The sequence below is a fragment of the Pseudomonas oryzihabitans genome (genome assembly GCF_024652905.1).
GTDB classification, from domain to species: domain Bacteria; phylum Pseudomonadota; class Gammaproteobacteria; order Pseudomonadales; family Pseudomonadaceae; genus Chryseomonas; species Chryseomonas benzopyrenica.
The window spans coordinates 323,933-345,592 of the sequence record NZ_CP102428.1 but is presented as its reverse complement, the minus strand read 5'-3'; the positions used below and the strand labels follow the sequence as shown (position 1 = coordinate 345,592).

The window sequence follows — 21,660 nt, the reverse complement described above, 5'->3', positions numbered from 1 at the left end:
AGGAGAGCCGCCATGGCCAACCCGCCCATCACCGTTCTGCGCGACACCCAACCCCTGCCCGTGGTCGATGCCTGCAAATGGGAGCGCATCGAAGGCGAGCCCCATACCGTCAACCTCAATGCCTACACCTCCGATGACGGCAGCAAGATCATGGGCACCTGGATCTGCACCCCCGGCAAGTGGCGCGTCGACTACGTGAAGTGGGAGTACTGCCACTTCCAGGAGGGGTACTGCATCATCACCCCCGATGGCCAGGAACCCATTCACCTCAAGGCCGGCGACATCTTCGTCGTCGAACCCGGCATGAAGGGCACCTGGGAAGTGGTCGAGACGGTGCGCAAGTATTTCGTCTTCGCCTGACGTGCGAGCGGCGCCTACCGGCGCTGCCCGGCGGGCTGCTCAGGGCGTGGCATCACTGGCATAGCAGGCCCAGGCCGGTCGCGTGGCCAGGCGCGCGAGATAGGCCTCGATGGCTGGTGCCGCGATCCGCTTCATGGGGGTGCTGCGCCAGCGGTGCAGCGACAGCCCCAGGGCGATGTCGGCCAGGCTGAAGCGCTCGCCGACCACATAGGGGCCGTGCTGCGCCAGGTGCGCCTCCAGAATGGCGATACGCCCGTTCCAGGTGGCGATGCCCTGCGCCAGGCGCTGCGGATCGGGCTGCGGCGGCTGTTGCTTCACCAGGGCCAGATAGGCGTAGCTCCAGGCCGGATTGAGTTCGCTGGCCTGCCAGTCCAGCCACTGATCGACCCGCGCCCGTGCCCGCGGTGCGGCGGGATACAACGCCTCGCCGCCCCGGGCGTTGGCCAGGTAGCGCAGGATGCTGTTGGATTCCCAGAGCACGAAGTCGCCGTCCAGCAGGACCGGGATCTGGCCATTGGGATTCCACTGCAGGTAGTCGGCGGACTGCGCCGAGCGAAAACCGGCGCCCCAGTCTTCACGCTCATAGCCCAGGCCCAGTTCGTCGAGGCACCAGAGCACCTTGCGCACGTTGATCGAAGAGACGCGGCCAAGGACCTTCAGCATGCGCAGGCGACCTCCAGGGGTTCATGGTCGAGATAGGGCTCGATGTTGCAGAGCGCACGCGCCACATAGTCCTCCTTCTCACCCACCGGGGCTACATAGTGCAGCGCCTCGGCAGCTGCCTCGCGGCCCAGCAGCCGGGCGATGACCCAGGCCGCCAGGTAGCTGGAGGCCAGGCAGCCACCGGCGGTGGCCAGATTGCCGCGGGCGAAGAAGGGCTGTGCCAGTACCTCGATGCCGGCCTCCTGTACCCAGGGCTTGGTGGTGAGATCGGTGCAGCCGGGTACGCCGTCGAGCAGGCCGAGACGCGCCAGCAACAGGGTGCCGGAGCACTGGGCGCCGATCAGCTGGCGCACGGGATCGAGCACGGCAAGCTGCTCCAGCAGGTCAGCATCCCGGGCGAGTTCACGCGTCCGGCTGCCGCTGCCCACCAGTACGGCGGTGCAGTCGGCCAGTTCGTCGAAGCCGGCCTGCCGCTCCAGACGGACGCCATTCATGGAGGTCACCCAGGGCGTGGGCGCCAGCAGCGACACCCGCCAGTCCGGACGCTTGATGCGATTGAGGATGCCCAGGGCGATCAGGGAGTCCAGTTCGTTGAAGCCGTCGAAGGTCAGGATGGCGAGGTGCATGGGGCTACCAGGTGCGCGGGGGTGAGCCGAGAGTCTCGGTCTCATCCAGGCGAGTTGGCCAGATACAGCGCCGCGCCAGGCCAGCCATACAGTCAGGCCATTCGCCGGAAACCCTTCTAAACCGCGCCATAGCACCGCCGAGCCACTGGAAGAGATAGCACTTAGCCATTACAGTGGCCCACCCCTTGGCCGAAACGCCTGCCGATTTGCCATCGCCCATCGGCCTTACCCCGTTCCGAGATGTCGATGGACGATGATATTCGTTATGAACAGCATGTCCGGCGGGTGCTGCGCACCCCCCTGCAGGTATTGCAGCCTCTGATGCTGGCGCTGTGGCCGCTGAGTCTGTGGAGCAATCCGCTGATTGGCAGCCCCTACAAGCCACGCTACTTCGCCGTGATGCTGCTGTTGCTGGCGATCAGCGCCCTGCTCAGCGTTGCACGCAGCGCGCGCATGATGAGTCTTACCTTTACCGGCAACATCTGGGCGCTCGCCCTAGCCTTTCGCATCCAGATCCAGGATGGCGGCGCCGTGGGCCACTACTGGAATCTGCCCATCGCCGTGATCATCGTCCTGGGCACCTGCGGCATGACCTATCGTCTCTCCCACTACCTGATCACCCTCGCCGGCGCCGCCTTCATCCTGTTCATCGGTCAGACCCAGCTGGTTCCCACCGCCATGCCAATACACCTGGTCTGGTTGCTGGCCAGTGCCACCCTGGCCATCGGCATCGCCTACAACCACGCCAACAGCCAATGGATGCGACGGACCTTCATTCTCAAGGAGCGCTATCGGATCCTGGCGGAAACCGACGAACTGACCGGGATCGCCAATCGCCGCAAGCTCCTGCAGCAGCTGGACGAGGCTCGCGGCGAGAGCGGGCAGACGCCTGCGCATTTCGTCATGCTCGATATCGACAACTTCAAGGAGATCAACGACCGGCACGGTCATCAGGTCGGCGATCAGGTACTGGTCGCCACGGCGCGGGAAATCGATCAGCTCGATCCGAGGCTGCAGGTCGGTCGCCTGGGTGGCGAGGAATTCGGCCTGCTGATCCGCGGCCTGGACGATGCGCGGGTGAGCCACCTGCTGGAAGTCTTGCGTAACCGCCTGGCCGCCGCCGCCCCCTTGGGCATCAGTTTCAGTGCCGGGGCGCTTCGGCTCGACCCGGAAGTTTCTCTCAACGAGCTGCTGCGGCGGGCGGACGAAGGTCTCTATCAGGCCAAACGCCAGGGCAAAGACCAGATGGTCTGGCCACACTGAGTGGCGTTAATCCAGCTTTTCCACCTTTACCGCGGTGGTGCCGTCGTCGACCATGTCCACCCGCCGCGCAGCGGCCCTTGAGAGGTCGATGATGCGACCCCGGATATAGGGTCCGCGGTCATTGATGCGTACCACCACGGCGCGATCGTTTTCCAGGTTGGTCACCTTGACCCGGGTGCCGAGCGGCAGGGTCTTGTGGGCGGCGACCAGTTCGTTGTTGTTGAAGGTCTCGCCACTGGCGGTTTCCCTGCCGTGGAACTTGCGCGCATAGAAGGACGCCTTGCCGCGCTGTTCGAAGCTGGCGTCCTTCTTGATCGGCGCCGCTACGGTCTTGGCGTCCTTTTCCTGGCAGGCGGTGCAGGCAAGCATCAGGAGCAGTACGAGGGATCTGGAACGGCTGAACACGTTTCACCTTCCTCTTCTTCTTCGTTTTGGGAAAGCAACGCACTGGGGAGTGGATTCAGCTATCTCTGAACCGATCCGCGACCCAAGGGTTCGCGAGGCATGGCCATAGGCCGCCATATCTGTGACGAACCCCTCAAGACCGCCCTAGGGCGCCGGCAGCACATACCTGAGGATGGCGACGAAGTGCAGGGCGCTGCCGGCCATGACGAAGCCGTGCCAGATGCCATGCCAATGACGGAAGCGATCGTCGAAGACGAAGAACAGAATGCCGACGGTGTAGAGCACCCCACCGGCCACCAGCCAGGCGAAGCCTTCACCGCCCAGGCGATCCAGCAGCGGCCCCACCGCCACCAGCACGATCCAGCCCATGACGGCGTAGATCACCAGCGACAGGATGCGCGCTTCCGAACGCGGCTTGAGCTCCTGCGCCATGCCGATCAGCGCCAAGCCCCAGACGATGCCGAACAGCGTCCAGCCCCAGGGCCCGCGCAGCGTCACCAGGCAGAACGGCGTGTAGCTGCCGGCGATGAGCAGATAGATCGACAGGTGATCGAGCTTCTGCAACAGGCGTTTCGCCCGCCCCTTCACGCTGTGGTAGAGGGTCGAGACGCTGTAGAGGATCACCAGCGCCACCCCATAGATGGCCACGCTGACGATGCGCCAGGGATCCCCCTGCAGGCTGGCCAGCACCACCAGGGTGACGGCACCGGCCAGGGCCAGCAGGGCACCGATCAGATGGGTCCAGGCATTGAGACGTTCACCGTGATACATGCGTCCTCCGGTATGGGTCGCAAACGGGCTCAGGGTCTCGCCGAGCCCTCGCGACGGGCAGTGAGGCGCTCGTAGCGGTCGAGCAGCGGCTGGATGGAAATCCCGTGGACCGCGATGCTCAAGGCCACCACCGACAGGGTCAGGTCGACGATGGTCCCGGCCCAGTCGGCCGTGACGTGATGCGTGAGCGCGTAGCACAGATAATACAGGCTACCGATGCCGCGGATGCCGAACCAGCCGATCAGTGCCCCCTGCTGGCGATCGATGCGGGTGAAGGGCAGCATGGTCGCCACTCCCAGCGGGCGAATGACCACGAACAGCAAGGCGCCTAGGAGCAGCGCGCGGCTGTCCCAGTGGGTGATGAGCACCACGCCCAGCAGGGTCACCAGGAGCACCTCGAAGGAGCGTTCCACCAGGCTGCCGAAGGCCAGCATGTCGCCCATCATCACGCCGGCGGCCATGCGCGGCTCCTCGATGTCCTCCGCCTTGGCGACCGTGGCGCGCTCCGGTGCGCCGGTGAGATGCCCGATCACCGGCTGCGCCAGGTGCTCGGAAGGCGTTTCCGCATGCCCCGACGTCTGGACTTCCGCCTGGCGTAAGCCCAGGCCGGCGGCGAACACCGCGAGAAAGCCGAAGGCGCCGATCTCGTCGGCCAGCACATAGGACAGGGCGATCAGTGCCAGGGCGAGGAAGTCGTTGGGCGAGATGGTGCTGTCGCCATGCCGGGTGCGTAGATAGATCATCAGCCGACCCACGCCCTTGCCCATGAAGTAGCCCAGCAGCAGCCCAGCCGGTACACCCCAGACCACGCTCTTGAGAAACCACTCCAGGGTCCAGTCCCATTGCAACTGACCATGTTGTAGTAGCAGCAGGCCGAGCAGGACGAAGGGAAAGGCGGTGCCGTCGTTGAGGCCTGCCTCGCCGGAGAGACCGAAGCGGACCCGGTCGAAATCCTGGGCGTGGTTGACCTGCACCAGCCCGGCCAGCACCGGATCGGTGGGCGCGAGGATGGCGCCGATCAGCAAGGCCACGCCCCAGGGCAGGCCGAGCAGGTAGTGAGCGACCAGGCAGACGCCGGCGATGCTGAGAATCATCACCGGCCCGGCCAGCAGATAGGCGCCGTGCCAGGAGGAACGATGGAAGGACAGCCGCAGCTTGAGGCCGCTGACGAACAGCGAAAAGAGCACCGCCACCTCGGTCAGGTGGCCGATCCAGGTCGCCGATTGCTGGAAGTTGACCTCGGCCAGCCCCAGGCCGATGGGACTGATGAGCATGCCGAAGGCCAGACAGACCACCGAGGTGGTGACCGGTAGCCAGCGCAAATAGGCGGAGGTCAGGGCGAGGATCATCAACAACGATCCCAATACCCCGACCCAGACGAGAAAAGTCATGTGGGTGGCGTGATCCAGAACAGGAGAGGAAGAGTGGGTGACGGACGCCACCCTCCTGATGGAGACTGCGCCAAGGCCTTGGCGGTGCCCCCTATCTGCCGAATGGCGCACCACGCGGTGACCCCGTGGCTCCGGCCAGGGTCCCATGTCCTAATAGTCCTCCTGGAAAGCCTCTTCTCGCATGAGCGATCACCGCCTCCGCAAGCAACGCCGCCTCGAACGTCTGCAACGCTTCCTCGACTGGGCCGGCCGCACCCATCCCGACTTCGTTGCCAGGCAACAGCATCAGGAACTCTGGTTCAAACGCTACTCGGGTTATCCCCTGCCGCACCTGGGCCGTATCGCCAAGGCCTTCTGGCTGGGTCTCGACGAGGCCGCGGCGGTGGCCGCCGGCAGTGCGCCCGATCCCGACCGTCTGCTGGGCCAGGCACTGCTCAGTGCCAGCAAGACCTTCGGCTATCCAGTGGACGTCTTCGGCAGCGAAAAGCTCTTCACCGGCGGCGCGGCGAGCGAGCTGCTCGAACCGCACTGGGCACTGAACTTGGCCGACAGTGACTCCGCCGAGACCTTTGCCGCGGCGGTCGGCCAGCGCCTGGGCGATGCCGTGCGCGAGCGGCTGAGCATCCTGGCGGCACCCTTCGCCGAGATGGCCGAGGAGGATCGCCAGCGCGTGCTGGAGCGGGTACCCCAGGCGCTGATCCGCCTGGACGACTTCCTGCCGCGCGCGGTGGAGGTGCTCAACGAGACGCGCCACGAGTTGAGATTCAATGTGGTCTTGACCCACGAGGACATTCGCCTGGAGATCCCCCGACGGCTGGCGGCCAACCAGGGGCGTCTGCTTGGCGACGCCGATGTGGCCGCGCTCAAGGCCACCGCGGAGGGGGAATTGCGCGAGCGTTTCGCCGTGTTGGTGGGCGAAGCCGACATCCTGGACTTCGATCTGCACCAGCTCGGCACACCGCGCCTGCAGGAGCTGATGCGCCTGGAGAGCGACAAGCTGCGTCGCGCCCTGCGCCACGCCGTGGGCCAGCAGCGCGAGAAGATGGCCTTCGCCGTGCTGCTGGAAAACAATCCGCGCTTCGGCCAGTACCACCAGAACTATCCGGCCCGGCGCCTGACCCGCACCTGGACCGCGCTGCTCGGCCCCACCAACAGCGGCAAGACCCACAGGTCCATCGAAGCCATGGCGGCGGTGACCCACGCCATCTACCTGTCACCGTTGCGGCTGATGGCGCTGGAGAACCAGGAGCGCCTGGAATCCCTCGGTGTGCCCTGCTCCCTGGTCACCGGCGAGGAAGAGATCATCCGCCCGGGTGCCACCCATTTCTGCTGCACCGTCGAGGAATTTGCCCGCTTCCGCCGCCAGCAATGGGAAGTGGTGGTGGTCGACGAGGTGCAGATGCTCGCCGATCCGCAACGCGGCTGGGCCTGGGTCGATGCCCTGGTCAGCGCCCACACCAAGCGCCTACTGATGACCGGTCCGGCGCTGATCGAACCCTCGCTACGCACCCTCTGCGACCTGTGCGAGGACCGCCTGGAGCTCAAGCCCACCAAGCGCCTGTCGCCGGTCACGGTGGCGCGCCACGCCACCACCCTGGAACGCCTGGAACCCGGGTCGCTGCTGGTGGCCTTCAGCCGGCGGCTGGTGCTGGAACTCAAGGGCCTGCTGGAAATGGCCGGCCGCCGGGTCTCGGTGGTCTATGGCGCCCTCTCGCCGGAGGTACGGCGGGAGCAGGCGCGGCGCTTCCGTGACGGCGAGACCGAGATCATGGTGGCCACCGATGCGGTGGGCATGGGCCTCAACCTGCCGGCCCATACCCTGTGCTTCTACACCGACGAGAAGTTCGACGGGGTGCAGAATCGACCGCTACGGGTGCAGGAGGTCAAGCAGATCGGCGGCCGCGCCGGGCGCTTCGGCCATCATGCCGAAGGCGAGATCACCGCGCTGGAACCCCATGTGCTGCGCAACATCAAGCGGCTGTTCCACAGCCCGGACGATCCGGTAGACCTGCACCAGTTCCAGGTGCGGCCGAGCCTGGAGCACCTGCGCGCCCTGTCCGACTTCATGGAAGAGCCCAGCCTGCTGCGCACCTGGCTGACCTTCAACCGCAACATCAACTATGGCGATGCCTTCGTCTCGGTGCTGCCCGAGGAACTGGCCGAGTGGATCAAGCTGATCGACCTGCCCGGCATCGATTTCCAGCTGCGCTGGATCTTCGCCTGCACGCCGATCCGCGGCGGCCTGGAAGGCCCGGCCAGCGGCCAGGCCCAGCGCTGGCTGCGCCTGGTGACCCGGGGCGAGCCGGTGGACCTGCCGCGCATCCCCCTGGGAACCGATCTCGCCGGCCTGGAAAGCGCTCTGCACGTGGTGGAAACCTATCTGCACCTGGCGCGCAGCCTGCCCGAACTGTTTCCCGCCCTGGAACGCGGCCAGGAGCATCGCGACCTGCTCAACGACGCCATCACCCGCGAGTTGTCGCGCCGCCGTCGGCCGCGGGGCCAGGAGAAGGGTCAGGGCAAGGGTGGCCGCCGTCAGGGGCGTGGGGAGCGCCGGGGTGGGCGCTTCGGGCGTTAGTTTCGTAGGTTGGCGCTGAGCGCAGCGAAGCCCAACAACGTGGACACCCCTACCCGCGATCGCCTCTCCCCCTTTCCCGCCGGGAGAGGGGGCGGTTGGCCGCGGAGGGTGGATAACGGCGCGGCCTTCCACCGTCTTGCGTTGGGCTTGCCCGTGGAAAACGCTACGCGATTTTCACGCTACCGGCCGGCCGCTCTTACCGAGACGTCGCCACCGGCATCCGCGCCTTGAAGCTCCAGGTGAAGAAGAATTCCGCCACCTGCTCGCCACTCTCGTCGGTGCCGACGCTGCGCAGTTGCAGCACCTGGGGCTCGCCCGTGTCCCGGGCCAGCCGCAGCACCTCGGCGATGGCCTCGCCCTGGTCGCAGCGAAAGACGAGGGTGCCCACGGCCTTCTTGGTGAAGCGGGCGCTCATGGCCACCACCAGCATGGCGTAGCGACTGCCGGAACGGCGGATGTGCCGGTCGGCGAGGATGCCAGTGGAAAATTCCGCCGCCATGCCCTCCACCGCCCAGAACATGCTCTTGAAAGGATTCTGGTTCAGCCAGCCATGGGTGACCTGTATCTGGCAGCCGGCATCGTCCAGCTGGCGCAGGCGCAGGCCGGCGATCTTGGCGATGGGCACCTTGGTCCAGACAAAGAGATTGAACAGCAGTCGATTCATGGCGAGCGCATCCGGCAGTCTGGCCAAGGCGCCAGGAGCCCGCAGCTTAGCGCTTCGTCCCGGGCCGCTCCACGACTGGCGGGCGCGGCCCGGTAGACAGTTCGCGACCCCTGGGTCGCGTAGCCGGGGCGTCTCGTCGAGGAGGCGCCCGCAAGCCTTACAGCGGATTGGCGTTGAGTTGCTCGGCGTAGCGGCGGGTCATGAACACCGCGAACAGCAGGCCGGCCACCGCCAGGCTACCGCCGACCAGGCCGACGTAGGGCATGCCGACATGGGTCCCCACCACGCTGCCCAACAGGGCGCCGCCGCCGATGCCGACGTTGTAAATGCCGGAGAACAGCGCCATGGCGACGTCCGTGGCGTCCTTGGCCAGGGCCAGTACCTTGGCTTGCAGCGCCAGGCCGAAACTCATGATGGCGATGCCCCAGACCACGCTCAGGCCTTCCAGCATGAAGCTCTTCCAGGCGAAGGGCAGCAGCAACAGCAGCGACAAGGCGATGCCGGCGATGGCCGCGACCAGAAAGCCATTGGGGAATCTCAGGCTGTAGCGGCTGAACAGCAGCGAACCTATGACCCCGGAACCGCCGAACAGCAGCAGCAAGGCGGTGATCTGCATGCCGCCCATGCCCGCCACTTCCACGGCGAAGGGCTCGATATAGCTGTAGCCGGTGAAATGGGCGGTCACCACCAGGGTGGTGAGCAGGTAGATGCACAGCAGCGCGGGGCGCTTGAACAATACCGGCAGGCTGGCCAGGGAACCGGAATTCTCGCTGGGCAGCAGCGGCAGGTTGCGCGCCAGCCAGAGCACCGTGCCCACCGCCAGCGCCGCGATGGCGACGAAGGTGTAGCGCCAGCCCAGCAATTCGCCCAGCACCCGGCCTAATGGGATGCCCAGCACCATGGCCAGGCAGGTACCGGTAGCCAGCAGGCCGAGCGCCTGGGTCTGCTTGCCGGCCGGGGCAATGCGCACCGCCAGCGAGGCGGTGATCGACCAGAACACCGCATGGGAGAAGGCGATGCCGATGCGACTGGCCACCAGCACCTCGAAGCTCCAGGCCACCCCGGACAGGCCGTGGCAGGCGACGAACACCGCGAAGACGAACATCAGTAGCCGCCGCCGCTCGATGGAGCGCGTGGCGAGCATCATCGGCAGCGACATCAGGGCGACCACCCAGGCGTAAATGGTCAGCATCAGCCCGACCTGCGAGGGACGCATGTCGAAGCTGCGACCGATGTCGCTGAGCAGCGCCACCGGGACGAATTCCGTGGTGTTGAAGATGAAGGCGGCCAGGGCCAGGGCGATGACACCGGACCAGCTGGGCTTCCGGGCTTCGGCGGTAGCATCCATGGGGGGTCTTCTACTCCAGAGCGAAGGGGTGGATAGCGACTTCCGGTCAGAAAGCCGACGACGAAAACCCACGAGCAAAGGCTTGGCCCGCCTGCGACGCCGGGTCGCGAGCGAGAAGTCTGCTGTAGGTAGGGATTGGAATTGGATGTAGTAAAAATTCTACGCTGCTGCGTCGGACCATCACAACCTCTCGCAGTTGCGCCCAGTGATGGCGATCGTCTGGTCGAAGCGGCCAACTGCCTGATCGGCGTCGCTTTTTCGCCCAGGGTTCAGCGCGCTGACCGCCTGGCGCTGCGACAAAACATCGCGAAACCTTTTACCCGGCGCCGGCTCCGAGCGAAACGCGCCGGATGATTTGACCTTACCCCAGGGGCAAGCTCTAGCCTCGGCGTCATCAGCCCAGTCAGGAGTCCGAACATGCGTATCGTCCTTTCCTCCATCCTGCTCGCCCTCACCCTACTGGCGGGCGGCGTCGCCCAGGCCGCCGAAACCCAGCACCAGAACCACCAGGATATGCAGAAGAGCATGGAGGCCATGCACCAGGGCATGGAAGAAGGCCTCAAGGCCAAGGATCCGGATCTGGCCTTCGCCAAGGGCATGCTGGCCCACCATGAGGGCGCCGTCGACATGGCCCGCTACCAGCTCCAGCACGGCAAGGACCCGGAGATGCGCACGCTGGCCGAGGACATCATCCAGGCCCAGCAGAAGGAGATCGATCAGCTCAATCGCTGGATCAAGGCCCACGCCAAGTGATGGTGCGCCGCGCCCGGGACTGGCACAGTGAAAGGCCAGTCCGGTCGCGGAGACCGCCATGCTGATCGATCGTCTGGATCATCTGGTCCTGACCACCACGGACCTCGCCGCCTGCGAGGATTTCTACACCCGGGTGCTGGGCATGCGCCTGGAGGTATTCGGTGCGGGGCGCAAGGCGCTGCGCTATGGCAACCAGAAGATCAACCTGCACGAGCGGGGGCACGAATTCGAACCCAAGGCGCACCTGCCGGCGCCGGGCGCCCTCGACCTCTGCTTTATCGCCCGCCAGTCGCTGGACGCCGTGATCGCCCATCTCCAACGCGAAGGCTGGCCGATCCTGGAAGGCCCGGTGGCACGCACCGGCGCGACCGGACCGATCCGTTCGGTCTATGTCCGCGATCCCGATCTCAACCTGATCGAGATCGCCGAGTACCCGACCTAGCGCGGCCGACCGAACACCTGGGTCCAGTAGAGACTGTGGGTGCTGCGCGGATTCAGGGCGTAGGCCGCCCCCATCTCGGTGAACTCCGGATTCATCAGGTTGGCGCAGTGCCCCGGGCTGGCCAACCAGCCCTGCATGGCCTGGGTGACCGAACCGGCACCGGCGGCGATGTTCTCACCGATCCGAGTCCAGCCGTAGCCCTGCTTGGCCACCCGCTCGGCCACGGTGCCGCCGCCGGGCGCCGTGTGGGAGAAGTAGTCGCGGCCGGCCATGTCCTGACTGTGGGCCAGGGCGGCATTGGCCAGGGCCGGACTCCAGCGCAGCGGCGCGGTGGCGGCGAAGCGCCGGGTACCGCAGGTGCGGGCCTGGGCCCGGGCGCGATTGACCTCGGCCAGGACGGCCTTACCGGCGCTCTGCCAGTCACCCAGTCCGGCGCTCACCACCGGGCGCGCCAGCACCAGCTGCCAGCGTGGTCCCTGCTGACTCACCCCGATCTGGGCATAGTCGTTGCTGGCCAGCGGCCGGCAGTACTGCTGGCGCAGCCCGGCCATGGCCGCCTGGGCGGTGGGCGCGCCCGCCAGCATGATCACCTGCACCGCCGACGCCTGGTAGCCCGCGGCGCGCAGATCGCTCTGCAGGCGATCCCGGCCGCTCAGCCGGACGGCGGCCAGGCGACTGTCGGCGGCAAGGGGCGCGGCGGCGCGCACGCCGGGGCAGCCCTGGGGCGCGGCGCGATAGGCGTTGATCAGACTGACCAGCCGTGCCTCCTCGGGCGTCGCCGCCAGGGCGACATCGGCCAGCAGGCCTGTGGTCAGCAGCAGGGAAAAGGCAAGAAGGCGAGGCATGGGCGGGCCGATCCGGAAAACAGGGAAGCGCTATTTACCCGCCCGGCACCCGGGGCGCAACCCAAACGGCTCGCCAGCCGAGGAACGGATGGCAGTTTGCTTGCAGGGGTGATTGGAGTAGGCTCGCCCGCTCATTCAACAGGAGTCTCTCCCATGGCCAAAGCCTCTGCCCGCCACATCCTGGTTTCCAGCGAAGACAAGTGCAACGAACTCAAAGCCGCCATCGAAGGGGGCGCCGACTTCGCCCAGGTGGCCAAGGACAACTCCAGCTGCCCCTCCAGCCGTCAGGGCGGCGACCTGGGCACCTTCCGCCCGGGCCAGATGGTCAAGGAATTCGACACCGTGGTGTTCAGCGCCCCGCTGCACCAGGTCCAGGGTCCGGTAAAGACCCAGTTCGGCTATCACCTGGTGGAAGTCACCAGCCGCGAGGATTGATCGCGCCGGTGCTCCCGCTCGCGGCGGGGGCACCGCCCTTCCCTGCGCCCAACCGGCTATCCTGCAGACTTCCTGCCTCCCGAGGATAGCGCCATGTCCCTTCCCCTCGAACGTCACGGCCAGTGCCTGTGCGGCGCCGTCCAGTTGGATTGCCGTCTCGACAACGCCCACGTATCCGCCTGCCATTGCCGAACCTGTCGTCGCTGGAGCGGTGGCCCGCTGCTGGCGGTGGAATGCACCCAGCCTCCCGTGATCGGCGGTAGCGACGCCCTGATGGTGCATGCCTCGTCCGACTGGGCGGAGCGTGGCTTTTGTAGCCACTGTGGCACCCATCTGTTCTATCGCCTCAAGGCCGAGCCGCACTACGCCATACCGGTAGGCCTGCTCGAGGGCGAGGACTGGGTGCTGGACAGCGAGATCTTCATCGAGGAACAGCCAGCCTGGTACTGCTTCGGGCACTCGCGTCGTCGGCTGACCGGCGCCGAGGCCTTCGCCGAGCACGGCGAACAGGACTAGTCCAGCCGCGCTCCGTTCTCCGCGTCCGTCATGACCGCCGGTCGCCTGGGTCAGACTGTCCTCAAGGCGTCCGCCGCGATCCTTATCGCGCCAAGGCTCGTGCCAGAGCCTCGGCCTCCTTTCGCCCTCTGATGCCGTTGCCCGCTTGCCTGCGGCCTGAGCGCACGCCCCTATCAAGCCGCCGCCAACGGCGCCGATGCCTGGGTGAGCTCCCTTTCCCAGCCTGCCCACAAGAGGAACAATCATGGGGTTTCTGCAACGCTTCGGCGCGCGCGCCCGCCTGGGCGGTAGTGGCGTGTTCAGCCTGACCTGCTCCGCCCGCGAACTAGGCGACCGCCTTGGCGGCGTCGCCCTCCAGCCTACCTTCATCACCGGCTTCGTCTCGCCGCACCTGGACCTGGACGTCATCGCCCGGCAACTGGTGGCCCGCTTTCCCGAAGCCTCCATCAGCCTGTGTACCACCTCCGGCGAACTCTGCGGCAGCGAACAGCGCCTGTACTGCGCCGTCGATGGCGCCTGGGACCGGCTGGTGCTGCAATTCTTCGACGCCTCGGTGATCGCCTCGGCCGAGGTGGTGCACGTGCCGCTCGACAGCGAGGACATCCGCCGTGGCGGACCGCGGCGCAGCATGAAGGAACGCCTGGCCCGCCTGACCGAGTCGCTCAAGCACCTGCAGGTGCGCACGCCCATCGATCACCGCGATACCCTGGCCTTCGTGCTGTTCGATGGCCTGTCCGCCTCGGAATCCTTCTTCATGGAGGCGCTGTACGAGTCCGGTCGCTTCCCCTGCCTGTTCGTCGGCGGTTCCGCCGGCGGCAAGGGCGACTTCCGCCAGACGCTGCTGCACGATGGCCGCAAGGCCTATGAAAACCACGCCCAGCTGGTCTTTCTGAAGATGGCCAGGAACACCCGCTTCGGGGTGTTCAAGAGCCAGAATTTCAGCGCCACGCCGCTCAGCCTCAATGTCCTCACCGCCTCCCTGGAAGAACGCTACATCAGCCAGGTGGTCGACAGCCGCGGCCAGATCAAGAGCATGGTGGCCGCCCTCTGCGAGGCCCTGAGTTGCCGCGCGGACCAGCTGGAACAGCGCCTGGCGGACTACTCCTTCGCCATCCGCGTCGGCGAGGAGCTGTTCGTTCGCTCCATCGCCCGCATCGACTACGAGCGCGAGCGCATCCACCTGTTCTGCGACGTGGCGCCCGGTGAGGAGCTGGTGATGGTCAAGCGCACCTCCCTGGTGGACACCACCCGCCAGGACTTCGCCCGCTTCCTGCAGGGCAAGAGCGGCACCCCGCTGGTGGGCGTGCTCAACGACTGCATCCTGCGCCGCGCCAACAACGGCGCCGAGCTGCCGCGCATGGGCGAGGTGTTCGGCCAGACGCCGGTGGTGGGCTTTTCCACCTTTGGCGAGATCCTTGGCCTCAATCTCAACCAGACCCTCACCGCGGTGTTCTTTTTCCGCACCCCCGAAGGCGCCCCCTTCCGCGACGACTATGTCGACAACTTCGCCGCCCACTACGGCGAATTCAAGGCCTTCTTCCTACGGCGACAGATCAAGAAGCTGGCGGGCCTGAGCCAGGTGGTGGTCAACCAGATCGACGAATTCAAGCGGCAGAACTTCACCGGCATCGTGGATGCCCAGGGCCTCGACGACTCCATCCAGGCGGTGTTCGGCGGCCTCGCCGATCTCGGCCAGGTCCTGCGCCAGGCCCACCAGAGTCGCCAGGAGATCGGTGAGCAGCTGCGGCACTACTCCGGCGAACTGCACAGCAGCATGGACGATCTGGCCGGCAACATCCTGCAGCAGGGCGAAGTCACCCGCCAGGCCGACGGCACCGTGCAGAACCTCACCGACCAGGCCGAGGAGGTGGTGCGCAGCGCCAACGAGCTGAGCCAGTCGAGCCTGCGCATCCAGTCCATCGTCCAGGTGATCCAGCAGATCGCCGGCCAGACCAACCTGCTGGCGCTCAACGCGGCCATCGAGGCGGCGCGCGCCGGCGAAAGCGGTCGGGGCTTCGCGGTGGTGGCCGACGAGGTACGCAACCTCGCGGCCATCACCCACAAGAACGCCGCCGAGATCGGGGCCGACATCGACCAGCTGTCCCGCGCCATCAGCGAGGTCGGCGCCCATATCGCCGGCCAGGCCAAGGACGTGGGATCGCTGCAGGAGCTGCTCGCCGCCCTGCGCGAGTCCGGTCGCCTCACCGCCCAGACCTCCCACCGCACCAAGGACATCGCCGACACCCTGACCGGCCTCACTGCCGCCACGTCGTCCTAGGCCGCAAGGGACTTACCGTTCGTCGGCACTGACCGGCAAGTCCCACCGCCCTCCTCGCCTCTGCCCCCACCGGGGGCAAAGACCAGAGCCCCACGGAGCACCTCCCGAGTGACCGCAGGGTCACGGCCAGTGCCGTGGCTTACGGCCCTGTTTTGCCGAAACCTGCGACCCATGAGTCAGCAATAGACGCCCCAAACCCGCTCCCGGCCGCTTCTACGACTTTTGTAGTGACTATACGAAAGCACTACAAAACACGGTTGACGACATGCTGATCTCCTGCAAATCTTTAGTTGCACCGGACGCGAACCCTCTATCCATGCGGGTCGCGCCTGGGCTCCGGGTGACCCTCGGGCCGTCTTGCGTAGTGATGCTCAAGAGGCACTACAAGAGAAGACGACTGAAATGCCGCGCTGCTCGAGGCAGCGTCGCCAGAGGTGACGTCCGGATCCATGCAGGTACGTACGGCGACATGACTCGACAGCTGGGCTGACCTTTCGCCTTCGCGACCGGTATCCGGGTGGCAACCGCCACCCCGCTGCCGGACGTTGGGAAAAGACTGGTACCCAAGCCAACCTCATCGAGAAGGATCGACTCATGTCCGCTTACGAGAACGACGTTCAGGCCATCGCCGCCCTCAAGACCACTGCCGGCAATCACTGGAGCGCCATCAACCCGGAATACGCCGCGCGGATGCGTCTGCAGAACCGCTTCAAGACCGGTCTCGACATCGCCCGCCACTGCGCGGCCATCATGCGCCGGGACATGGCCGCCTACGACGCCGACAGCAGCGCCTACACCCAGTCGCTGGGCTGCTGGCACGGCTTCATCGGGCAGCAGAAGCTGATCGCCATCAAGAAGCACCTGGGCAGCACGAAAGGTCGTTACCTCTACCTCTCCGGCTGGATGATCGCCGCGCTGCGCTCGGAATTCGGCCCGTTGCCCGATCAGTCCATGCACGAGAAAACCAGCGTGCCGGCGCTGATCGAAGAGCTCTACACCTTCCTGCGTCAGGCCGACGCCCGCGAGCTGGCCATGCTGTTCCGCGAGCTGGATGCCGCCCGCGCCGCCGACGAGAACGCCAAGGCCGCCGCCATCCAGGCCAAGATCGACAACTACGAGACCCACGTGGTGCCGATCATCGCCGACATCGACGCCGGTTTCGGCAACGCCGAGGCCACCTACCTGCTGGCCAAGAAGATGATCGAAGCCGGGGCCTGCTGCATCCAGCTGGAAAACCAGGTCTCCGACGAGAAGCAGTGCGGCCACCAGGACGGCAAGGTCACGGTGCCCCACGAGGACTTCCTGGCCAAGATCAACGCGGTGCGCTACGCCTTCCTCGAACTGGGCGTGGACGAGGGCGTCATCGTCGCCCGCACCGACTCCCTGGGCGCCGGCCTGACCAAGCAGATCGCCGTGAGCAAGCAGCCGGGCGACCTGGGCGACCAGTACAACAGCTTCCTCGACTGCGACGAGGTGGACGCCAGCCAACTGGGCAACGGCGACGTCCTCATCAGCCGCGACGGCAAGCTGCTCAAGCCCAAGCGCCTGGCCAGCGGCCTGTTCCAGTTCCGTGCCGGCAGCGGCGTGGACCGGGTGGTGCTGGACTGCATCACCTCGCTGCAGAACGGCGCCGACCTGCTGTGGATCGAGACCGAGAAGCCCCACGTCGGCCAGATCAAGGCCATGGTCGACCGCATCCGCGAAGTCGTGCCCAACGCCAAGCTGGTCTACAACAACAGCCCCTCCTTCAACTGGACCCTGAGTTTCCGTCAGCAGGTGTTCGACGCCCTGCAGGCCGAAGGCAAGGACGTGTCCGCCTACGACCGCGCCAAGCTGATGAGCGTGGACTACGACGACACCGAACTGGGGCGTCTGGCCGATGCGCGGATCCAGAGCTTCCAGCGCGATGCAGCGCGGGAAGCGGGCATCTTCCACCACCTGATCACCCTGCCCACCTACCACACCGCGGCCCTGTCCACCGACAACCTGGCCAAGGGCTACTTCGCCGAGGAAGGCATGCTGGCCTACGTCAAGGGCGTGCAGCGCCAGGAGATCCGCCAGGGCATCGCCTGCGTCAAGCACCAGAACATGGCCGGCTCGGACATGGGCGACGACCACAAGGAATACTTTGCCGGGGAAGCCGCGCTCAAGGCGGCGGGCAAGGACAACACCATGAACCAATTCCATTGATCACGGCCACTGTGGAGGACACGCTCATGAACCTGAACGACAACCCCAGCCTGGACGATCTCAAGCAACTCTTCGCCGGGCTCAAGGACAAGAACCACAACCATATCCTCTGGGTCTGCGAGAGCGGCGCGGTGCATGTCGACCGCCTGCCCGGCGGCGAGACGCCCGAGCAGTTCGAGCAGCGCCATCCCAGCCTGCGCATCCGCTTCAAGACCTACAACAGAGGCGGCGGCTACGTCGGCAAATCGGCGGCAGCGGACGAGCACTTCATCAGGAGCGTCCACGCTGCCCTGCAGGAACACTGGCGCCTGGCCGGTCGGCAGCAACGCCCGGCCTATGTGGACCGTTACTACTAAAAGAAAAGGGCGCGACGGGTAGTTGACCACCCGCCATGCCCTGCCCCACCTTCGAGGCGACTCGCCTGATCCTGCATGGCCCTGCAGGCTCGATCGAGTCGCCTCCTCTATTCAAAGAACGAACAGATCCACGAAGCGGTGCACGGGGGTGGCTTCCAGTCCCGCCTGGTCCTTGCACAGCTCGAAGATCTGGGCGCAGCGAGCGGCCGTGAAGCGCGTCGCCAGGTTGCTCTGGAATTTGCGCTCCAGCAGCGGAATGCCCTCTTCACGACGACGGCGATGACCTACCGGGTACTCGATGGCGATCTTCTCGGTGCTGCTGCCATCGGTGAAGAACACCTGCAGGGCGTTGGCGATGGAACGCTTGTCGGCTTCCAGGTATTCGCGGCTGTAGCGCTCGTCCTCGACGATCTCCATCTTCTCGCGCAGCTGGTCGATCCGTGGATGGGCCTGGTGGAAGGCGTCCTCATAGTGTTCGGCGACCAGATCGCCGAACAGCAGCGGCACGGCGATCATGTACTGCAGGCAGTGGTCACGGTCGGCGGCGTTGGCCATGGGGCCCTGCTTGGAGATGATGCGGATGGCCGATTCGTGGGTGATCACCACGATCTTCTCGATCTGGTCCACCCGGTCGCGGACCTGGGGATGCAGGATCACCGCGGCCTCGGCGGCGGTCTGGGCGTGGAATTCCGCCGGGAAGCTGATCTTGAACAGCACGTGCTCCATCACGTAGCTGCCGAAGCCCTGGGGGAAGCGGAACTGGCGCTGGTCGACGGGCTTGGTGGCCAGGTCCTTGTTGGTGTGGCTGAACAGCACGTCATAGAAGCCCCACTGGGGTGCGCTGAGTACGCCAGGGATGCCCATCTCGCCACGCAGGGCGATGTCGGCCAGGCGCACGCCACGACTGGAGGCGTCGCCGGCGGCCCAGGACTTGCGGCTGCCGGCATTGGGCGCATGGCGATAGGTGCGCAGCGCCTGGCCATCGACGAAGGCATGGGACAGGGCTGACAGCAGCTGCTCGCGGTTGGCCCCCATCAGCTTGGCGCTGACCGCGGTGGACGCCAGCTTGACCAGGAAAACATGGTCCAGGCCGACGCGGTTGAAGGAGTTCTCCAGGGCGAACACCCCCTGGATCTCGTGGGCCATGATCATGGCCTCCAGCACCTGGCGCATGGTCAGGGGTGCTTCGCCCTGGGCGACGCGGCGCTGGGAGAGGTGGTCGGCCACCGCCAGGATGGCGCCGAGGTTGTCGGAAGGGTGGCCCCATTCGGCCGCCAGCCAGGTGTCGTTGTAGTCCAGCCAGCGAATGATGCAGCCGATGTCCCAGGCCGCCTTGACCGGATCCAGGCGATAGCTGGTGCCCGGCACCCGCGCGCCCTGGGGCACCACGGTGCCTTCCACCTGAGGGCCGAGCAGCTTGGTGCACTCGGGGAAGCGCAGGGATAGCAGGCCGCAGCCCAGAGTGTCCATCAGGCAGTTGCGGGCGGTGTCCAGGGCTTCCTGGGATTCCACCTGATAGTTCAGCACGTAGTCGGCCAGGTCCTGGATGACCTGGTCGTAGTCGGGCCGGTTGTTGAGATCGACGTTGGCGCTCATGGGTTTTGGTTCCTTACATCGTGGTCATGGCGGTCCGCCGATGCGGCCGCTCCTACAAGTTTGGTCATGGATCGCTCCCGTAGGAGCGGCCCATGGCCGCGATCAGAGATGTTCAGCGATTGGCGATGGGCGTGAAGGCCCGCTGCTCGACACCGATGTAGTCCGCGCTGGGGCGGATGATGCGGTTGTCGGCGCGCTGCTCGAAGACATGGGCACACCAGCCGGCCGTGCGCGAGCAGACGAAGATCGGGGTGAATAGCGGCGTCGGGATGCCGAGGAAGTGATAGGCCGAGGCGTGATAGAAGTCGGCGTTGGGAAACAACCCCTTCTCTTCCTTCATAGTGCGGTCGATGGCTTCCGAGACCGGGAACAGCACCCTGTCGCCCACCTCCGCCGCCAGTTGCCGGGCGTAGTCCTTGATCACCTCGTTACGCGGATCGCTGTCGCGGTAGATGGCGTGACCGAAGCCCATCACCTTTTCCTTGCGTTCGAGCATCTGCTTGAGGCCGGTGACCGCTTCCTCGGGCGAGGCGAAGCGCTCGATCAGCGCCATGGCCGCCTCGTTGGCCCCACCGTGCAGCGGCCCGCGCAGGGAGCCGATGGCACCGGTGACGCAGGAATAGAGGTCGGACAGCGTCGAGGCGCAGACCCGGGCGGTAAAGGTGGAAGCGTTGAATTCGTGCTCGGCATAGAGAATCAACGAGACGTTCATTACCCGGGCATGCAGGTCGCTGGGTGCCTTGCCATGCAACAGGGTGAGGAAGTGGCTGGCGATGTCCGGGGCGTCACTGCTGCAGTCGATACGGGTGCCGCTCTGGCTGAAGTGATGCCAGTAGAGCAGGATCGCCGGGAAGGCGCCGAGCAGGCGGTCGGCGACCTGTTGCTGGTCGGCGAAGCTGTGCTCCGGCTCCAGGGTACCCAGCAGCGAGGCACCGGTGCGCATCACATCCATGGGGTGGGCACTGGCGGGAATGCGCTCCAAGCCTTCCTTGAGCGGCTGCGGCAGATCGCGCAACGCAGCCAGGCGCTGGCGATAGGCGTCCAGTCGCGCCTGGGTAGGCAACTCGCCATAGAGCAACAGGTGAGCCACCTCCTCGAAGTCGGCCCCAGCAGCCAACTCACGGATGTCATAGCCCCGGTAGGTGAGGCCGGCGCCGGTCTTGCCGACGGTGCATAGCGCGGTGCGGCCGGCGACCTGGCCACGCAGGCCGGCGCCGCCGAGGGTTTTGCTGTCTGCCATCGTCTCGCTCCTCTTGGAGTTGTTGTGCGAAAAAGCGGGCGTTCAGGGTGGAGCGTCAGGATTTGCCTTGCTGGAACAGGCGATCCAGCTGGTCTTCATATCGGTGATAGTCGATGCGGTCGTAGAGTTCGGCGCGGGTCTGCATGGTGTCGACCACCGCCTGCTGGCTGCCGTCGCGGCGGATCGCGGTGTAGACGTTTTCGGCGGCGCGATTGGCGGCACGGAAGGCCGACAGCGGATAGAGCACCAGACTGACGTCGGCGCCGGCCAGCTCCTCAGTGGTGAACAGCGGCGTGGCGCCGAATTCGGTGATGTTGGCGAGGATCGGCACCCCTACCGCCTGGGCGAACTGGCGGTACATGGGCAGCTCGGTGATGGCCTCGGGAAAGATCATGTCGGCGCCGGCCTCGACGCAGGCGCAGGCGCGATCGATGGCCGCTTGCAGGCCTTCCACGGCCAGGGCATCGGTGCGTGCCATGATGACGAAGTCCGGGTCGGTGCGGGCATCCACCGCCGCCTTGATGCGATCGACCATCTCCTGCTGGCTGACGATTTCCTTGCCGGGTCGATGACCGCAGCGCTTGGCACCTACCTGATCCTCTATGTGCATGGCCGCCGCGCCCGCCTTGATCAGGGCGCGGGTGGTGCGGGCGACGTTGAAGGCCGAGGCACCAAAGCCGGTATCGACGTCCACCAGCAGCGGCAGATCGCAGACATCGGTGATGCGGCGGACGTCGATCAGCACATCTTCCAGGCCGCTGATGCCCAGGTCCGGCAACCCCAGGGAGCCGGCCGCGACCCCGCCGCCGGAGAGGTAGACGGCCTGGAAGCCGGCACGCTTGGCCAGCAGCGCATGATTGGCGTTGAGCGTGCCGACCACCTGCAGCGGGCGTTCGGCGGCGACGGCGGCGCGGAATTTCTGGCCGGGACTGACGGCAGGCAT

At 66.1% G+C, this 21,660-nt stretch carries 21 protein-coding genes and 1 pseudogene; 11 read left to right on the top strand and 11 right to left on the bottom strand.

Annotated elements, in window-relative coordinates; all coding sequences use genetic code 11:
* Nucleotides 1-12 precede the first annotated feature (12 nt).
* Nucleotides 13-360 (top strand): cupin domain-containing protein, encoded by a 348-nt coding sequence (locus NRG74_RS01610; RefSeq protein ID WP_007160512.1) that lies wholly within the window; start codon nucleotides 13-15, stop codon nucleotides 358-360.
* Nucleotides 361-399: 39 nt separating this feature from the next.
* Here the strand turns inward: NRG74_RS01610 and NRG74_RS01605 are convergent, their stop codons facing one another.
* Complete coding sequence (locus NRG74_RS01605; RefSeq protein ID WP_231354699.1) at nucleotides 400-1,023, bottom strand: glutathione S-transferase family protein; 624 nt, start codon at nucleotides 1,021-1,023, stop codon at nucleotides 400-402.
* On the bottom strand, nucleotides 1,017-1,649 hold the full coding sequence (locus NRG74_RS01600) for a DJ-1/PfpI family protein (RefSeq protein ID WP_257705571.1): 633 nt from the start codon (nucleotides 1,647-1,649) through the stop codon (nucleotides 1,017-1,019). Before NRG74_RS01600 ends, NRG74_RS01605 begins: the two co-directional genes overlap by 7 nt.
* A 246-nt stretch (nucleotides 1,650-1,895) precedes the next feature.
* Here NRG74_RS01600 and NRG74_RS01595 point away from each other — a divergent pair, with 246 nt between their 5' ends.
* Complete coding sequence (locus NRG74_RS01595) at nucleotides 1,896-2,912, top strand: GGDEF domain-containing protein (protein ID WP_017641952.1); 1,017 nt, start codon at nucleotides 1,896-1,898, stop codon at nucleotides 2,910-2,912.
* Nucleotides 2,913-2,918: 6 nt separating this feature from the next.
* Here NRG74_RS01595 and NRG74_RS01590 read toward each other — a convergent pair whose 3' ends face one another.
* The 3 genes from NRG74_RS01590 to NRG74_RS01580 all read right to left on the bottom strand — a co-directional run bounded on the left by NRG74_RS01590 (nucleotide 2,919) and on the right by NRG74_RS01580 (nucleotide 5,479).
* The gene (locus NRG74_RS01590; RefSeq protein WP_257705570.1) at nucleotides 2,919-3,317 is read right to left on the bottom strand and encodes a septal ring lytic transglycosylase RlpA family protein; all 399 of its coding nucleotides are present in this window, start codon (nucleotides 3,315-3,317) and stop codon (nucleotides 2,919-2,921) included.
* Nucleotides 3,318-3,461: 144 nt separating this feature from the next.
* On the bottom strand, nucleotides 3,462-4,088 hold the full coding sequence (gene trhA, locus NRG74_RS01585; protein WP_093254650.1) for a PAQR family membrane homeostasis protein TrhA: 627 nt from the start codon (nucleotides 4,086-4,088) through the stop codon (nucleotides 3,462-3,464).
* 29 nt (nucleotides 4,089-4,117) lie between these two features.
* Complete coding sequence (locus NRG74_RS01580; protein WP_257705569.1) at nucleotides 4,118-5,479, bottom strand: cation:proton antiporter; 1,362 nt, start codon at nucleotides 5,477-5,479, stop codon at nucleotides 4,118-4,120.
* Between the two features lie 181 nt (nucleotides 5,480-5,660).
* On the opposite strand from NRG74_RS01580, the gene NRG74_RS01575 reads away from it, so the two are divergent.
* The gene (locus NRG74_RS01575; protein WP_257705568.1) at nucleotides 5,661-8,054 is read left to right on the top strand and encodes a DEAD/DEAH box helicase; all 2,394 of its coding nucleotides are present in this window, start codon (nucleotides 5,661-5,663) and stop codon (nucleotides 8,052-8,054) included.
* A gap of 196 nt (nucleotides 8,055-8,250) precedes the next feature.
* On the opposite strand, the gene NRG74_RS01570 is transcribed toward NRG74_RS01575, so the two are convergent.
* Entirely contained in the window at nucleotides 8,251-8,718 is a 468-nt protein-coding gene (locus NRG74_RS01570) for a DUF4442 domain-containing protein (protein ID WP_257705567.1), read from the bottom strand.
* Between the two features lie 157 nt (nucleotides 8,719-8,875).
* Nucleotides 8,876-10,066 carry a sugar transporter gene (locus NRG74_RS01565; RefSeq protein ID WP_064307474.1) on the bottom strand — a complete coding sequence of 397 codons (1,191 nt, stop codon included), beginning with the start codon at nucleotides 10,064-10,066 and terminating at the stop codon, nucleotides 8,876-8,878.
* A gap of 417 nt (nucleotides 10,067-10,483) precedes the next feature.
* Between NRG74_RS01565 and copM the strand changes: the two genes are divergently transcribed.
* Nucleotides 10,484-10,819 carry a CopM family metallochaperone gene (gene copM, locus NRG74_RS01560; RefSeq protein WP_257705566.1) on the top strand — a complete coding sequence of 112 codons (336 nt, stop codon included), beginning with the start codon at nucleotides 10,484-10,486 and terminating at the stop codon, nucleotides 10,817-10,819.
* A gap of 61 nt (nucleotides 10,820-10,880) precedes the next feature.
* A complete protein-coding gene (locus NRG74_RS01555; RefSeq protein WP_257706548.1) occupies nucleotides 10,881-11,261 on the top strand; it encodes a VOC family protein in 381 nt (126 codons plus the stop codon).
* On the opposite strand, the gene NRG74_RS01550 is transcribed toward NRG74_RS01555, so the two are convergent.
* Nucleotides 11,258-12,106: a CAP domain-containing protein gene (locus NRG74_RS01550; protein WP_257705565.1), complete on the bottom strand. Its 849-nt coding sequence runs from the start codon at nucleotides 12,104-12,106 to the stop codon at nucleotides 11,258-11,260. The two genes, NRG74_RS01555 and NRG74_RS01550, sit on opposite strands and share 4 nt — an antisense overlap.
* Before the next feature lie 153 nt (nucleotides 12,107-12,259).
* On the opposite strand from NRG74_RS01550, the gene NRG74_RS01545 reads away from it, so the two are divergent.
* From NRG74_RS01545 to NRG74_RS01525, 6 genes and pseudogenes are all read left to right on the top strand, one after another.
* Nucleotides 12,260-12,541: a peptidylprolyl isomerase gene (locus NRG74_RS01545; protein WP_064307472.1), complete on the top strand. Its 282-nt coding sequence runs from the start codon at nucleotides 12,260-12,262 to the stop codon at nucleotides 12,539-12,541.
* A gap of 93 nt (nucleotides 12,542-12,634) precedes the next feature.
* A complete protein-coding gene (locus NRG74_RS01540) occupies nucleotides 12,635-13,057 on the top strand; it encodes a GFA family protein (protein ID WP_064307471.1) in 423 nt (140 codons plus the stop codon).
* A gap of 244 nt (nucleotides 13,058-13,301) precedes the next feature.
* Nucleotides 13,302-14,411: pseudogene (locus NRG74_RS24505) on the top strand (FIST signal transduction protein); the annotation flags it as partial.
* Nucleotides 14,412-14,414: 3 nt separating this feature from the next.
* On the top strand, nucleotides 14,415-15,335 hold the full coding sequence (locus tag NRG74_RS24500) for a methyl-accepting chemotaxis protein (RefSeq protein WP_437181175.1): 921 nt from the start codon (nucleotides 14,415-14,417) through the stop codon (nucleotides 15,333-15,335).
* Between the two features lie 594 nt (nucleotides 15,336-15,929).
* Nucleotides 15,930-17,525, top strand: coding sequence for an isocitrate lyase (locus tag NRG74_RS01530; RefSeq protein ID WP_064307469.1), 1,596 nt, complete (start codon nucleotides 15,930-15,932; stop codon nucleotides 17,523-17,525).
* A gap of 26 nt (nucleotides 17,526-17,551) precedes the next feature.
* On the top strand, nucleotides 17,552-17,881 hold the full coding sequence (locus tag NRG74_RS01525; RefSeq protein ID WP_064307468.1) for a hypothetical protein: 330 nt from the start codon (nucleotides 17,552-17,554) through the stop codon (nucleotides 17,879-17,881).
* Nucleotides 17,882-17,992: 111 nt separating this feature from the next.
* Here NRG74_RS01525 and prpD read toward each other — a convergent pair whose 3' ends face one another.
* The 3 genes from prpD to prpB all read right to left on the bottom strand — a co-directional run bounded on the left by prpD (nucleotide 17,993) and on the right by prpB (nucleotide 21,660).
* A complete protein-coding gene (gene prpD, locus NRG74_RS01520) occupies nucleotides 17,993-19,477 on the bottom strand; it encodes a 2-methylcitrate dehydratase (RefSeq protein WP_257705563.1) in 1,485 nt (494 codons plus the stop codon).
* Between the two features lie 112 nt (nucleotides 19,478-19,589).
* Nucleotides 19,590-20,717, bottom strand: coding sequence for a bifunctional 2-methylcitrate synthase/citrate synthase (gene prpC, locus NRG74_RS01515; RefSeq protein ID WP_257705562.1), 1,128 nt, complete (start codon nucleotides 20,715-20,717; stop codon nucleotides 19,590-19,592).
* Nucleotides 20,718-20,772: 55 nt separating this feature from the next.
* Nucleotides 20,773-21,660, bottom strand: coding sequence for a methylisocitrate lyase (gene prpB, locus NRG74_RS01510; RefSeq protein ID WP_064307466.1), 888 nt, complete (start codon nucleotides 21,658-21,660; stop codon nucleotides 20,773-20,775).